We start from the raw sequence: 15,716 nt of genomic DNA, 5'->3' as shown, positions 1-15,716 counted from the left end.
GACCAACTAAAAAAATAGATGAACTACACAAATAGATAAGATATTTATGTTTTCTGTTTTAAAAAAAGTGGTAATTTTTATGCTTATGCTGTTGTATTGTCTGAAATACTAATATTATTATTTTCTAAGGGAATAATTTTGTCTAACCAATTTACGGCGTTATTGATGGTTGTGAATAATTCATAACGTCCGTTGAAGAAGTTTTTCTCTACATGTGCATTTAAGGAAGAAAATTTTTGATTGGAAACAACAGCAATCCCTTTTAATAGATGATTCTCAGGAAGCATTTTATACACTTGTGGATCAATAGAATATGAATTTTTTCGATAAGAAATGTACCCGAAAGGAACTTTGTAATTTTCATGAAAAAATTCAAAAAATGACATGAGTGTTTCCGCTGTTACATGCGCACCTTCATTAATCTCTCCGATAACTAAATCATCATACATGTATAGCGTTCCGTTTTCGAACGTATAAATGTCTTTTAACTGTTTTCCAACTACTTGCATCTTTGGTGGTAGATTATTTTTAGCTAAATTAGAAAGTAATTTTCGGAAGGTGTTTTTTAAAGTTCATATCTCAGAATTTTAGATAAACTACCTAATTTTGTCTTTAAAAAACACGAAAACATGTAAAAATAGAAAATCCTGCTTTCTAAGAAAACAGGATTTTACAGTTGTTTAATAGCGTTACTATTAGGATTCAGTAGGCTTTTCCGCTTTTTCAATCTTAATAGTTAGCTCACTATTTTCTTCGTCTAAATCCATGAAGATTTTATCTCCATCATGAATTTTAGAAGTAATAATTTCTTCTGCAAGTGCATCTTCAATATACTTTTGAATCGCTCTTTTTAATGGTCTTGCTCCATATTCTCTATCGAAACCTTTTTCAGCGATATAATCTTTTGCTTTTTCACTTAACAACAAGGCGTATCCTAAACCTTCGATTCTCTCGTACAATTTAGCAATTTCGATATCTATAATCTTGTGAATATGTTCACGTTCCAACGGATTGAAAATCACAACATCATCAATTCTGTTTAAGAATTCAGGCGCAAACGCTTTTTTCAATGCATTTTCAATCACACCTTTTGCATGATCGTCCGCTTGTGATTTTTGTGCATTCGTTCCAAAACCAACTCCAGCTCCAAAATCTTTCAATTTACGCGCACCAATATTTGATGTCATAATGATAATGGTATTTCTAAAATCGATTTTTCTTCCTAAACTATCTGTCAAATATCCATCATCTAATACTTGTAATAACATATTAAATACATCTGGATGTGCTTTTTCAACCTCATCTAACAATACAACTGCGTATGGTTTTCTTCGAACCTTTTCAGTTAATTGTCCACCTTCTTCGTAACCAACGTATCCTGGAGGTGCTCCAACCAAACGAGAAATCGCGAATTTTTCCATGTATTCACTCATGTCAATTCTGATCAATGTATCTTCAGAATCAAATAATTCACGCGCTAATACTTTCGCTAACTGTGTTTTACCGACTCCAGTTTGACCTAAAAAGATAAATGATCCGATTGGCTTGTTTGGATCTTTAAGTCCTGCACGATTACGCTGAATCGCTTTTACAACTTTTCCAACAGCTTCATCTTGTCCAACAACTTTTCCTTTAATTAATTCAGGAAGTTGCGCTAGTTTATTGCTTTCTGTTTGTGCAATTCTATTCACAGGAATTCCTGTCATCATAGAAACCACATCGGCAACATTGTCTTCACTTACGATTTCTTTATGTTGCTTAGATTCTTCTTCCCATTTCTCTTGCGAGATGGCTAACTCTTTTTCAAGACGCTTTTCGTCGTCTCTCAATTTTGCAGCTTCTTCGTATTTCTGTTTTTTAACGACAGAATTTTTCAATTCGCGTACTTCTTCTAATTGACGTTCTAAATCGAGAATTTGCTTTGGAACATCAATATTAATGATGTGAACTCTTGAACCGGCTTCATCCAACGCATCAATAGCTTTGTCTGGCAAAAAGCGATCAGACATATATCTATTTGTTAAGGTAACACAAGCTTTAATAGCTTCTGGTGTGTAACTAACATTGTGATGTTCTTCGTATTTATCTTTGATATTCTCAAGAATTTCAATAGTTTCTTCTACGGTAGTCGGTTGTACAACTACTTTTTGGAAACGTCTTTCTAAAGCACCATCTTTTTCAATATGTTGTCTGTATTCGTCCAATGTTGTAGCACCAATACATTGCAGTTCGCCTCTTGCTAATGCAGGTTTAAACATATTAGAAGCATCTAAACTTCCGGTTGCGCCACCAGCACCAACAATGGTATGAATTTCATCAATAAAAAGAATAATATCATCATTCTTTTCGAGTTCATTCATCACTGCTTTCATACGTTCTTCAAACTGACCTCTGTATTTAGTTCCAGCAACTAAACTTGCCAAATCTAAGGTTACAACTCTTTTGTTGAATAGAATACGTGATACTTTACGTTTTATAATTCTGTTTGCTAAACCTTCCGCAATGGCAGATTTACCAACTCCAGGTTCTCCAATTAAAATTGGATTGTTCTTTTTACGTCTACTTAAAATCTGTGAAACACGCTCAATTTCTTTTTCACGTCCTACCACAGGATCAAGTTTTCCTTCTTCAGCCATTGCTGTGAGGTCTCTTCCAAAATTATCTAAAACAGGTGTTTTAGATTTTTTGTTCACTTTGCCGCCTGAATTAGAAGCTCCAAAAGGATTTTCTTTCGAAGGTTCTTGCGATCCACTAGAATCATCAGAGTATGATTCTGAACGCGGTGTGTCTATATAATCGTCGTCATTTGTTATCATATACTTAAATTGCTCTTTAACATTATCATAATCCACTTTAAGTTTATTTAAAAGCTTTGTTGTAGGATCATTTTCGTTTCGTAAAATGCACAATAATAAATGTGCAGTATTAATAGAAGAACTTTGAAAAAGTTTTGCTTCTAAAAATGTTGTTTTTAGTGCTCTTTCGGCTTGGCGAGTAAGATGTAAGTTACGCTTTTCATTTGGAGCAACAGCTACATTTGGGTTTGCAGGACTTAAAATCTCAACTTTACGACGCAAGTGTGTCAAATCAACATCGAGTGCGTTTAAAATATTGATAGCCTTGCCATTTCCATCTCTAAGCAGTCCGAGCATTAAGTGTTCCGTGCCAATGAAATCATGGCCAAGACGCAGTGCTTCTTCCTTGCTATAGGCAATTACATCTTTTACTCTTGGGGAAAAATTATCATCCATAAATCTTGTTTCCTTTCGACATTAAAATTAATACTTCGAGACTAATAATACAAAAATTGTTCCGTAGTAATAGCTTGTCAAAGCTAATAGACGAAAAAAAACAGCGAATTCAAAAATTATAATATTAAAATATCAAAAAAACTTATCAAAAATTGTTAATAAAAAAACGTTAAAATGCTTCTCGAAATCATCGCTGAATACCAGTAAATGTTGTATATTGACCCGATTTGTAAAACTCTAAATATTAAAATATAAAATACATGGCAGAAGGAGAAAAATTAATCCCTATTAATATTGAAGATGAGATGAAGTCTGCTTACATCGATTATTCGATGTCAGTCATTGTGTCACGTGCGCTTCCAGATGTAAGAGACGGTATGAAACCCGTACACCGTAGAGTATTGTTTGGAATGCATGAACTGGGAGTTAGATCTGGTTCGGCACATAAGAAATCTGCAAGAATTGTTGGGGAAGTATTAGGTAAGTATCACCCACACGGAGATACTTCTGTATACGATGCAATGGTACGTATGGCGCAAGAATGGAGTTTGCGTTATATGTTAGTAGATGGACAAGGTAACTTTGGATCTATTGATGGCGATAGTCCTGCAGCAATGCGTTATACGGAAGCAAGAATGCGCAAAATTGCGGATGATATGCTAGCGGATATTGATAAAGATACCGTAGATCATTCTTTAAACTTTGATGATACCCTAAAAGAACCTACTGTATTGCCTACAAGAGTTCCGGGTTTATTAATCAATGGAGCATCTGGTATTGCAGTTGGTATGGCAACGAATATGCCGCCACACAATTTATCGGAAGTTATTGACGGAATTCATGCATATATCGATAATACCGATATTGAAATTGACGAATTAATACAACACGTTAAAGCACCCGATTTTCCAACAGGTGGAATCATCTATGGATATGATGGTGTTCGTGAAGCGTTCAAAACAGGACGTGGAAAAGTTGTCATGCGTGCAAAAGCTACCATGGAAGAAGTTCAAGGTAGAGAATGTATCATTATCACTGAAATTCCATATCAAGTGAACAAAGCAGACATGATTAAGAAAACTGCTGACTTGGTTAATGATAAGAAAATTGACGGTATTGCTACAATTCGTGATGAATCTGATAGAAAAGGAATGCGTATTGTGTACATTTTAAAACGTGATGCAATTCCAAATATCGTACTAAACACATTATATAAATATACTGCGTTGCAGTCTTCATTCAGTGTAAATAATATTGCATTGGTTCATGGACGTCCACAATTATTGAATCTAAAAGAAATGATTCATCACTTTGTGGAACACAGACATGAAGTAGTAACACGTAGAACTCAGTACGAACTAAAGAAAGCTGAAGAGCGCGCACACATCTTAGAAGGTTTAATTATTGCTTCTGACAATATTGATGAAGTAATTGCTATCATTAGAGGTTCGCAAAATGCAGAAGATGCTCGTAATAACTTGATCAAGCGTTTTGAATTATCAGAACTTCAAGCCAAAGCGATTGTTGAAATGCGATTACGTCAGTTAACTGGACTGGAGCAGGACAAGTTACGTGCTGAATATGATGATATCATGAAGAGTATTGAAGATTACCGTGACATTTTGGCAAACAAGTCAAGAAGAATGGATATCATCAAAGAAGAATTGACTGTTATCAAAGACAAATACGGAGATGAAAGACGTTCATTAATTGAATATGCTGGTGGAGACGTTAGTATTGAAGATTTAATTCCAGATGAACAAGTTGTGATTACAATTTCACATGCAGGTTACATCAAACGTACTTCACTAAACGAATACAAGAAACAAAATAGAGGTGGCGTTGGACAAAAAGGAAGTGCGACACGAAACGAAGATTTCTTAGAACACTTATTCGTTGGAACAAACCATCAATACATGTTGTTTTTTACGCAAAAAGGAAAATGTTTCTGGATGCGAGTGTATGAAATTCCAGAAGGAAGTAAAACTTCAAAAGGAAGAGCAATTCAGAACTTGATCAACATTGAAAAAGACGATAAAGTAAAAGCATTCATTTGTACACAGAGTTTAAAAGATGAAGAATACATCAATAGTCATTATGTAATTATGGCTACTAAAAAAGGACAAGTTAAGAAAACACCTTTAGAGCAGTATTCTCGTCCACGTACCAATGGTATCAATGCAATTACTATTAAAGATGGCGATGAGCTATTAGAAGCGAAGTTAACTACTGGAAACAGTCAGGTAATGTTAGCGGTAAAGTCTGGTAAGGCAATCCGATTTGAAGAGGAGAAAACGCGACCAATGGGAAGAAATGCTTCTGGAGTTCGTGGAATCACACTTGCAAACGAAAATGACGAAGTTATCGGAATGATCGCTGTAAACGATATGGAAAGTAATATTTTGGTAGTTTCTGAAAAAGGATACGGAAAACGATCTAGCTTAGAAGATTACCGAATCACCAATCGTGGTGGAAAAGGAGTGAAGACAATTTCCGTTACTGACAAAACAGGAGGATTGGTTGCTATTAAAAATGTAACGGATGAAGATGATTTAATGATTATTAATAAATCTGGAATTGCGATTCGAATATCTGTTGCTGATCTTAGAGTAATGGGAAGAGCAACGCAAGGAGTTCGATTAATCAATATTAAAGGAAAAGATTCTATTGCTGCAGTTGCAAAAGTGATGCACGAAGATGAAGAAGAAGAGCTAGAAGGCTTAGAAGGTGTTGAAAACACTGACGTTTCAGAAGATGGCACGGCTGTTGATATAGAGAACAATAGTGACAGTGAAACAGAAGAAGAATAGTTAAATATTAACCCTCAATTATTAAAAATTTAGAAAAATGAAGAAGACAATTTCAATTTTCTCAGCATTATTAATTACTGCCTTTTCATTTGGGCAAAAAAAAGAATTAAAAACTGCAGAGAAAGCACTAAAAAAAGGAAATACTGTAGAGGCAAAAGCTGCACTCTCAAGTATAGAATCCATTATTGATGGAGCTGATGCTAAATACAAAGCTCAGTACTACTTTCTTAAAGGACAAACGTATCAAGACCTTGCAGAAAAGGGAATGGATACAGAAGCTTCTTTAAAGATAGCTGGTGATGCATACAATAAGTTATTTGAATATGAAAAAGAACAAAAAAACTTAAAGTACACCAAACAAGCGAAGCCAAAATTACAAACATTAATTAGTAAAACGGTTGATAAAGCAATTTCAGCTCAAAAAGTAAAAGACTTTACAAAAGCTTCTGAATTATTGCATTTAACGTATACGTTGCAACCTGAAAACAAAGATTTCTTATACTTTGCTGCTTCAAACTCAATCTCGGCTAAAGATTATGATACTGCATTAAAGTATTATGAAGAGTTAAAAGAAGCCAACTATACAGGTGTAAGAACTAACTATTACGCAACAAACGTTGCAGACGGTAAAAAAGAGTCGTTTCCAGATAAAACAATTAGAGATTTATCTATAAAAGCTAAAACGCACTCTAATCCAACAATGGAAAAGACAAAATCCAGGTTACCAGAAATTGTAAAAAACATTTCTTGGATTTACACCAACCACATTGGAGATAATGAAAAAGCGTTAAAAGCTGTGGAAGATGCAATTGCTATAAACCCAGATGATCCAGGATTATTATTGACAAAAGGAAATATCTACTACAAAATGGGGGATACGGCTAAGTTCAAAGAAATAATGAAAGAAATCATTGCTAAAAATCCAAATGATGTAGATTCATACTATAACATTGGTGTAATTAGTGCTGAAAATGGAGATGTTGAAGAAGCAAGAGCTGCTTATGCGAAAGTATTGGAGTTAGATCCTGGATATATCAATGCAGGAGTTAATTTATCTAAAACATACTTAGATGAAGCTTCTGACGTGGTTGATGAAATGAACAAACTAGGGAATTCTTCTGCTGATAATAAAAAGTTTGAAGTACTTCAAGGTCAACAAACAACATTGTACAGAAAGGCATTAAAAGTATTAGAAGGAATTTCAGTGAATGTTCCTGATGATGCTAAAATCTTAAAGCAATTAAAAGGATTATACTCTTTCTTAGGAGAAGACGAAAAATTCAAAAAAGTGAAAGCTAAATTAGCAGAGCTAGGACAGTAAAATTGTCCAGTAAAATTATAAAAAAACCTCGTTACATCATGTAACGAGGTTTTTTTTGTTTTGAAAAATTTTAACAAGTTATATTATTTTATTTATATAAAAAAAAGGTAAAAGCTTACTTTGTTTATTGACTTTTGAAACTATTAAATATCTGTATAAATGTATTTTTATCCTAATCATTGCAATGTTGGCGTAACCGAAAAGCCATGATAGAGTAGGACAACCATATAAAACTTATATTATGAAAAAAAATGAAATTATCAAAGCATGGAAAAATGCTAAGAACAAAGAAGAATTAACAAACATGATTGGTTCTCCAGAAGTAAACAAAGACGTAGTAAGAGGTGGACTTAAAGAAGAGTCTGATTCTGCAGGATGGATTTGCTCTGTGAGTGGAGAGTGCTGGGGATTCTCATGTAACCCATTCAACTAAGAACATCAAGTTTTTTTAAATACAGTAAACGACTTCTTGCAAAAGAAGTCGTTTACATATATACTTATTGCTGCTATGTCGTTAACTATTGAAAAACAAGATTCAATCTTCATTGACTTTTCTTCTAATAACTTTCAAACAGGTTTACTTAACCTTTGTTTACCACTTATCAATAAAACTGTTGAAGAGTATAAAACGAGATCGAATACGCGATTCACAAATCTTTTTGTAAACGAAGAAAAGGTTATTATCTATAATCTATTAGGTAATTTATTGTCTTTGTCACTTAAAACATTGATAGCGAGTTACAAAATTTTGAAACATCAAGGGTTGTTTCCAGAAGCTACAGAAGAAGAGCGATTAAAATCATATTGTGATCATTTAAAAGAACCAGAAATTAGAGCATTTATTTTGGATCAATATCCAATGCTAAAAAAATGGTTGTTAAATGAAGCAACAGTTTGGATGCGACAAACACATCTTTTGGCAACACGACTTGAAAAAGATTACGAATCCATTCAAGAACAGTTTTTCAATAATGAAGTATTAGGCGAAATAGAACGCATTACATTTGGTATGGGTGATAGACATCGTGGCGGACAATCGGTAGCGATGGTCAAATTCAAATCAGGTAAAAAACTAATCTACAAACCAAGAAACTTATCCATTGATGCACACTTTGCAAACTTTCTTTCTGCAATGGATGAAGAATTAAAAATAGGGTTTTTGACACCAAAATCAATTCGATTTAAAGAATATGGTTGGGTAGAATTTATAGCATACACATCGTGTACAGAAGCTGAAGAAATTAACGAATATTACAAAAGAACAGGTGCATACTTAGCAGTTCTCTATACATTAGAAGCTACTGATTTTCACTACGAAAACATCATTGCGCATGGAGCACATCCAGTACTGATTGATTTAGAATCATTTTTTCATCCGTACTTTCCAACTGAAGGAACTGAAACAAACCAGGCAACCAATAAATCTGTTTTAAGAACAGGTATTTTACCAAGCACCATACAAACTGACAATGGAAAAGCTGATATTAGTGGGCTTACAGATGTCGATCAAAAAGAAGGTCTATTGCCAAATATGGTATTAAAAATGAATGGCGATGATATTGAGTATGTAAGGGATAAAGGCTTTTTAATAGGGGGAAATAACATTCCGTTACTAAACGATGAAAAAGTAGTCATTTCAAAAGAGTACATGCCATTTTTTAAGTCGGGATTTGAAGAAATGTATAACCACATTGTCAATAATAAAGAAAAAGTAAAAGCGGAATTACTGAACTTTGCAGATGATGAGGTTCGCGTATTATTTAGAAACACAGTAGCTTATGTGCATCTTTTAGAAGAAAGTACACATCCTACAATTATGGAAAGCGAGCAAAACACGCAAGAGCACTTCCATATACTAGCAGAGAAAATTAGAGTAAATCGTATAGCAGAACATTTTGTTCCGCATGAAGAAGCGAGTTTAATGAAAAGAGAAGTACCATTATTTACAACAAAAGTAAACTCTCGCCATTTATGGGTTGAAGAAGACCAATACTTAGAAAACTTCTTTGAAAATACAGGAATCGAAACCGTTTCTGAAAAAATTGATGCTATGTCTGAAGCTGACTTAAAAAGGCAATTGTGGATTATTGATGCTTCCTTTGAAATTGACGTGTCTAACGAAAACAAAATTCTGGTTACGGAACCTATCAATCCAAATGAAAACAAACAAAAACCGTCAAAAGAAGCACTTTTATCGGAAAGTCTAAAAGTTGCAGATTACATTACAAACACAATCAACCTAACAGATGATATGTGTAATTGGCTCGTTTTTAAAGCGGTAGATTTAGAAGGAAACAATTACAGAATAGCAGACGCTTTTTACGATTTATTTAGCGGAATGCCAGGAGAAATCTTATACTTCGGATATCTACACAAAATAACGGGCAACGAAAAATTCAAAAAAATAGCAATCAATGCTATAAACTATTTAGAGCAAAAAATTAAAGTCTCGGAAAGTTCCATAAATGTCTTAGGATTATACACAGGTTGGGGAAGTATGCTCGATCTCTATACAAAACTAGCGATACTTTGGGAAGATGATGCATGTATAGAAAAGGCAGAAGAATTATTAAATACGATCGATTTTGAAGCACATCTTGAAAAAGATCAAGATTATTCATTGGTAAAAGGAGCCGCAGGATTTATGGTGGCAAACATCAATTTCTATAACGAAACAAAATCTGCGAAAGCTTTAGATTTTGCTGAAAAAGCAGCAGCATATTTGCTTAAAAAAGCACAGTATTCTGGAGAAATGATGGCTTGGAAAATAATCAGTAAAGTTCCACTAAGTGGTTTATCGCATGGCGCTTCTGGATTTGCACTCGCATTCGCGAAACTTTATGCGGTAACTCAAAAACCATTATATCTTGAAACTGTACAAAAAACATTAAACTACGAAAAAACCTTATTCGTTGAAGATCAGCAAAACTGGCAAGATTGCAGAGATATGATTACAAATAGCTTTCCCGGAAAAACAATGTGTGCAACGACTTGGGCGCATGGCGCAGTAGGAATTGGTCTGGCTCGTTTAGAAATGCTAAAACTGGGAATTGAAATTCCAAACTTGAAAGAAGATTTAGAAATCGCACTACAAACTACATTAAAAAATGGATTTGGCGGAAAACAATCGTTAAGTTTTGGCGATTTTGGAAACTTAGAATTACTTATTCAGTACAGTCAGTATTACAAAGATGAAAAAACAGCTAAACAATTGCAAAACATAGCACAATCGCTCATTGAAAGTATAGAAAAAGAAGGCTGGAAAATTGGTTCAAAAAACATTCAATCTTTAGGTTTAATGACTGGAGTTACAGGTATTGGATATCAATTTTTACGAATGGCGTATCCGGATATTGTACCTTCGCTACTTGTGGGTTCATAAAATATAAAAGTGATGTTAACGAAATTAAAAGATAAAATATGGCTTCAGATTTTTGTAATCTACACGCGATATTTAATAGGAGGAACATTTGTTTTTGCAAGTCTTATCAAAATAAAAGGAACACGTTTTACTTTGGAAAGTGGTGCGGAAAACCCAATAAATAGTGCTTGGCATTTTTTTGAAACTCTGTATCAATCTGGATTGTACTGGAAATTTATAGGAATTGCACAGCTTTTGGCTGGTTTCTTATTAATGACACAACGCTATGCGAAATTGGGCGCTATTGCCAACTTTCCAATCATTCTAAACATTTTCATCATTACGCTATCGTACTATTTTGCGTTTACGCCAGTCATTACAGGCGGAATGTTATTAGCAAATATTATGTTGCTCTTGTGGGATTGGAATGAATTAAAAGTACTATTCAACTTAAAGCCTACCTACACAAATCATCCGCGATTAGAGCGCGATAAAACTTGGGAAATTACAGGATTACTATTGTTCCTATTTACATTTGGATACAGAGCATTTGTTGACAAATACCAAATATTTTTCTGGTTTGGTACGTGTTTATTAATTGGCTTGATAGGGTTTATAATTGGTTTAAGAAGAAGAAAAATATTGCAACCTAAATAATCTTCTTAATCACACGAAGTCTGTGTGTATGACGCTGTGTCTCAACATTGAAAATTCCTGAATGATCAATACGATCAATACGAACTTTTCCGTGTGCATGAATGATGTAATTATCTTCCATAATGATTCCAACGTGAATAATACTGCCTTCTTCATTATCGAAAAAAGCCAAATCGCCAGGTTCACTTTCCTCAATAAAACTCAGTGCTTCACCTTGTGTGGCTTGTTGAGAAGCATCACGCAGTAACTTATAGCCATTCAGTTTGTATACCATTTGGGTAAAACCAGAACAGTCAATCCCGAAAGGTGTTTTTCCGCCCCATAAATACGGCGCGCCTAAATACATATACGAAGTTTTAATGATATTTTCTTTTGGGAAAATTTTACTCACCGTATTTCCATCGTGTTGATGTGCAAACAGCGACAACGGATTTAAAACGGCGCCAATAGGAATCGGCATTAAATGTGAATCATCCGTAATAAATTCCACCAAGTCAGCAGACAAAATTAAATCTTCTTTGTCACTTTCTTTGTAAATATCTTCGGTAACTTCTAAGTATTGTTTATTATCAATCCAACCTTCATATTTATCAAATGCAATACGAATCTTGCTCCATTTTTTACGTTGCTCCAGCACTTTAAAATGTTCTCCATACAGCACTTGCGACACAAGTTCACTTGTATCACTCGGTTCGGCACGAAGCGGAACAATACTCAAATTGCAAATTCCGTATTGCATGTATAAAAGTCAGATGATTTTTAAAATTGAAAAATTAAGCTCTCTCTAAAACTAATGCAGAAGCACCACCGCCGCCATTACAAATAGCTGCAGCTCCTAGTTTTGCATTGTTTTGTTCTAAAACGTTTAATAGAGTAATTAAAATACGAACTCCTGAACAACCTAATGGATGTCCTAAAGAAACGGCTCCACCATTTACGTTTACGTTTTTATCGGTTAATCCAAGAATCTTCATATTTGCCAATCCGACAACAGAAAATGCTTCGTTGAACTCAAAATACTCAATATCTTCAATACTAAGATTTGCTTTTGCTAATGCTTTTGGAAGTGCTTTTGCGGGTGCAGTTGTAAACCATTTTGGTTCGTGTGCAGCATCTGCATAACTTTTAATGGTTGCTAAAACTTTTAATCCTAACTCCGCAGCTTTTTCAGCGCTCATTAAAACCATTGCGCCAGCACCATCATTAATTGTAGACGCATTGGCAGCAGTAACAGTTCCATCTTTCGTAAACGCAGCACGCAAAGCAGGAATCTTTTCCATCTTTACATTTTTGTATTCTTCGTCTTCGTTTACAATTACAGGTTCTCCGCGTCGTTGTGGAACTTCCACAGGAACAACTTCATTTGCAAACTTTCCTTCTGCCCATGCTTTAGCAGAACGTTCGTACGATTGAATTGCAAACGCATCTTGATCTTCTCTTGAAAACTTATATTCAGTGGCACACGCATCTGCGCAAACGCCCATAGCTACATTATCATACACATCTACCAAACCATCACGTTGCATTCCGTCTTCCATTTTTGCAGGACCAAACTTTGTTGCAGTTCTTGCGTGGTAATAATGTGGAATTAAACTCATGTTTTCCATTCCTCCAGCAACCACAATATCAGCATCGCCTAATGCAATTGCTTGTGCAGCTTGCATCACAGCTTTCATTCCTGAAGCACACACTTTATTAATTGTTGTACAAGGAACAGTATCTGGAATTCCAGCAAAAATAGCTGCTTGTCTTGCAGGAGCTTGTCCAGTTCCAGCCTGAACAACATTTCCCATAATTACTTCTTGAACAAGTTCTGGAGCTAAATTTATTTGTGCCAAAGCACCTTTAATAGCGGTTGCTCCTAATTTTGGAGCCGGTATAGTGGATAAAGCGCCTAAAAAACTTCCGATTGGAGTTCTTGCAGCTGCTACAATGACAACTTCTTTACTCATGATTTTTGCTTAAAGTTTAATTGCTGCGAATTTAATTATTTTTTAGAAGATATCCGTACAATTTATCAATTTAAGCGATAATAACACGCGCTTAATTTTAGTATTTTTGAATATTAACATATATTCGTTTCATGAAGAACATCATAACCAAGTTATATAAGAACCAATCGTTTGTCTATAAAACCTTTTTATACATTCTTACGACAGTTTTGGTTGTGTATCTTTTTCCGAAAGGAGGAAAGTTTCAATATGAGTTCCAAAAAGGGAAACCTTGGCAGTATGAAACTTTAATTGCGCAGTTTGATTTTCCCATCACAAAAACTTCAGATGAGATAGAAGCTGAAAAAGCGACCATTACTGCAAATGCAAAAACATATTATACCTATGATACAAGCATTGCAGAGCGTGTTGAAAACGACTTCAATGAAGAATTTAACGAGCTTTTTTCACAAGATAGCATTTTTGAAACACTGGCATTTTCAAAATTAAAAACAAAAGCTAATAGATTGCTCACAAGTTTTTACCGAAATGGAGTTATTGATACCGTTGATGATTCTAAAACAGATCAACTAGTAGTATTGATAAAAGACAATGTGGAGCGAAATGTGAGTTATAACGGATTTATAAAACTAAATAATCTTCAAAATTATATCAAAGATTTTGTAAGACAAGAAGTGTTGGAAAACTATGAAACACAGTTGTACAGCCTCTTTTTTGATGTGATAGAGCCAAATGTTTCTATTGATACAAAAATGACGAATAGTGTGCTTACGCAAGAATTAAGCACCATAGCGCCCACACGAGGAAACATACAAGAAGGTATCCGAATTATTGCCAAAGGTGAAGTGGTTGAAGGCGAAAAACTAGCCATTTTAAAATCACTTAAAAAAGAATACGAATCGCAAGTATGGAACGAATCTAATTATAATTGGATTGTGTTTGGGTATATCATATTAGTAGCATTGGCGTTGTTGATGCTGTTGTTATTCATTCGGAAATACCGTCCTGAGATCTACGAAAACAATAACAAAGTAACGTTTATCTTCATGAATATTGTGTTCATGATTGTGTTGACAACGTTGGTTGTAAAATACAATGCAAACTACGTATATGTAGTGCCGTTGTGTATTTTACCATTAATTCTAAAAGCATTTTTTGATGCACGATTGGGATTATTTGCACACGTATTAACCGTTTTATTACTTGGTTTTATTGTGCCGAATAGCTCAGAATATATCTTTTTGCAAATCATCGCGGGAATTGTCACCATTTTAACGGTTTCTGAATTGTATAAAAGAGCGAATCTCTTTATTTCTGTCGGACAGATTACGTTGATTTATATTGTAGCGTATTTTGCGTTTTACATCACGCATGAAGGCGGGATTAAATTTTCAGAAGTATTTAGTAGAAACGAATTAGGACAAGTACATGTAACTTGGATTTACTTCATGCAATTTATGTTGTGTGGATTGGCAACGTTGTTTGTACAACCGTTAATTTATATCTATGAGAAGATATTTGGACTCGTGTCAGATGTGTCGCTGTTAGAACTTTCAGACACCAATTCCAAACTCTTGAGGCGACTTGCTAATGAAGCGCCAGGGACGTTTCATCACTCGCTCCAAGTGGCAAATCTGGCGGAAGCTGCAGCAAGTGAAATAGGCGCAAACACCATGTTGGTTAGAGTAGGAGCGTTGTATCATGATATTGGAAAAATGAACAATCCGACATTTTTCATTGAAAATCAGGCAACATCCGTAAATCCGCACGACGAATTAGCACCAGATGAAAGTGCTTCCATGATTATTGATCATGTATTGGACGGAATTGAAATTGCAAAAAGCAACAAATTACCAGACAGAATTATAGATTTCATCAGAACGCATCACGGAACATCTACCGTATATTATTTCTATCAAAAAGCAAAAGAAATTGATGAAGATGTAGCGATTGAAAAATTCCAATATCCGGGACCGATTCCATTTTCAAAAGAAACGGCAATTTTGATGATGGCAGATTCTGTAGAAGCGGCTTCAAAAAGTTTGAAAGAGCCAACATCACAAAAAATTGATCAGTTTGTAGAGCGTATCATTGACAAGCAAATGGACGAATTGCAATTTATGAATGCAGACATTACGTTAAAGGAAATTGTAACCATCAAAAAAGTGTTGAAAAAGAAGCTAAATAACATTTATCATTTACGAATTGAATATCCAGAATAAACGGTAGTTAATTGAAAATTAAAATATTGCATAAAAAAGAAGAAAAAAACACTAAAAAAACACATAAATAGTTGTTTCATTTAAAATGAAAAGTTACATTTGCAACCGCAATTTAACGATTGCGTAAGTTCTTTAAATCATA

Annotated in this window: 10 protein-coding genes; 6 read left to right on the top strand and 4 right to left on the bottom strand. The window is 34.5% G+C overall.

The features are described from left to right. Positions 1-83: 83 nt before the first annotated feature. Positions 84-509: a hypothetical protein gene (locus H2O64_RS08445; RefSeq protein WP_187561746.1), complete on the bottom strand. Its 426-nt coding sequence runs from the start codon at positions 507-509 to the stop codon at positions 84-86. Positions 510-695: 186 nt separating this feature from the next. After that, positions 696-3,251, bottom strand: coding sequence for an ATP-dependent Clp protease ATP-binding subunit (locus H2O64_RS08440; protein ID WP_187561745.1), 2,556 nt, complete (start codon positions 3,249-3,251; stop codon positions 696-698). 260 nt (positions 3,252-3,511) lie between these two features. Here H2O64_RS08440 and gyrA point away from each other — a divergent pair, with 260 nt between their 5' ends. From gyrA to H2O64_RS08415, 5 genes are all read left to right on the top strand, one after another. Continuing rightward, complete coding sequence (gyrA, locus tag H2O64_RS08435; protein ID WP_187561744.1) at positions 3,512-6,061, top strand: DNA gyrase subunit A; 2,550 nt, start codon at positions 3,512-3,514, stop codon at positions 6,059-6,061. Positions 6,062-6,098: 37 nt separating this feature from the next. Beyond that, positions 6,099-7,382 (top strand): tetratricopeptide repeat protein, encoded by a 1,284-nt coding sequence (locus H2O64_RS08430; protein WP_187561743.1) that lies wholly within the window; start codon positions 6,099-6,101, stop codon positions 7,380-7,382. Between the two features lie 241 nt (positions 7,383-7,623). Further along, positions 7,624-7,815, top strand: a complete 192-nt coding sequence (locus H2O64_RS08425; RefSeq protein WP_187561742.1) for a hypothetical protein — start codon at positions 7,624-7,626, stop codon at positions 7,813-7,815. A 75-nt stretch (positions 7,816-7,890) separates the two neighbouring features. Then, positions 7,891-10,764, top strand: coding sequence for a type 2 lanthipeptide synthetase LanM family protein (locus H2O64_RS08420; RefSeq protein WP_235982812.1), 2,874 nt, complete (start codon positions 7,891-7,893; stop codon positions 10,762-10,764). A gap of 12 nt (positions 10,765-10,776) precedes the next feature. Continuing rightward, entirely contained in the window at positions 10,777-11,400 is a 624-nt protein-coding gene (locus tag H2O64_RS08415; protein WP_187561740.1) for a hypothetical protein, read from the top strand. Here the strand turns inward: H2O64_RS08415 and H2O64_RS08410 are convergent. Further along, a complete protein-coding gene (locus H2O64_RS08410) occupies positions 11,393-12,139 on the bottom strand; it encodes a C40 family peptidase (RefSeq protein ID WP_187561739.1) in 747 nt (248 codons plus the stop codon). The genes H2O64_RS08415 and H2O64_RS08410 overlap by 8 nt on opposite strands. Positions 12,140-12,173: 34 nt before the next feature. Then, positions 12,174-13,352, bottom strand: coding sequence for an acetyl-CoA C-acyltransferase (locus H2O64_RS08405; protein WP_187561738.1), 1,179 nt, complete (start codon positions 13,350-13,352; stop codon positions 12,174-12,176). A 131-nt stretch (positions 13,353-13,483) separates the two neighbouring features. On the opposite strand from H2O64_RS08405, the gene H2O64_RS08400 reads away from it, so the two are divergent. Then, positions 13,484-15,574, top strand: coding sequence for an HD family phosphohydrolase (locus H2O64_RS08400; RefSeq protein ID WP_187561737.1), 2,091 nt, complete (start codon positions 13,484-13,486; stop codon positions 15,572-15,574). Positions 15,575-15,716: the final 142 nt, after the last annotated feature.

Origin of the sequence: Kordia aestuariivivens (genome assembly GCF_014397005.1) — a bacterium.
Classification (GTDB): domain Bacteria; phylum Bacteroidota; class Bacteroidia; order Flavobacteriales; family Flavobacteriaceae; genus Kordia; species Kordia aestuariivivens.
Note: the sequence above shows the minus strand (reverse complement) of the source record. Positions and strands in the feature narration are given on the sequence as shown.

What these genes read in the sequence shown, in the direction of transcription:
- H2O64_RS08405 (WP_187561738.1), bottom strand. Translation starts at nt 13,352, where the DNA reads ATGAGTAAAGAAGTTGTCATTGTAGCAGCTGCAAGAACTCCAATCGGA.
- H2O64_RS08415 (WP_187561740.1), top strand. Translation starts at nt 10,777, where the DNA reads ATGTTAACGAAATTAAAAGATAAAATATGGCTTCAGATTTTTGTAATC.
- H2O64_RS08445 (WP_187561746.1), bottom strand. Translation starts at nt 509, where the DNA reads ATGCAAGTAGTTGGAAAACAGTTAAAAGACATTTATACGTTCGAAAAC.
- H2O64_RS08440 (WP_187561745.1), bottom strand. Translation starts at nt 3,251, where the DNA reads ATGGATGATAATTTTTCCCCAAGAGTAAAAGATGTAATTGCCTATAGC.
- H2O64_RS08400 (WP_187561737.1), top strand. Translation starts at nt 13,484, where the DNA reads ATGAAGAACATCATAACCAAGTTATATAAGAACCAATCGTTTGTCTAT.
- gyrA (WP_187561744.1), top strand. Translation starts at nt 3,512, where the DNA reads ATGGCAGAAGGAGAAAAATTAATCCCTATTAATATTGAAGATGAGATG.
- H2O64_RS08430 (WP_187561743.1), top strand. Translation starts at nt 6,099, where the DNA reads ATGAAGAAGACAATTTCAATTTTCTCAGCATTATTAATTACTGCCTTT.
- H2O64_RS08425 (WP_187561742.1), top strand. Translation starts at nt 7,624, where the DNA reads ATGAAAAAAAATGAAATTATCAAAGCATGGAAAAATGCTAAGAACAAA.
- H2O64_RS08420 (WP_235982812.1), top strand. Translation starts at nt 7,891, where the DNA reads ATGTCGTTAACTATTGAAAAACAAGATTCAATCTTCATTGACTTTTCT.
- H2O64_RS08410 (WP_187561739.1), bottom strand. Translation starts at nt 12,139, where the DNA reads ATGCAATACGGAATTTGCAATTTGAGTATTGTTCCGCTTCGTGCCGAA.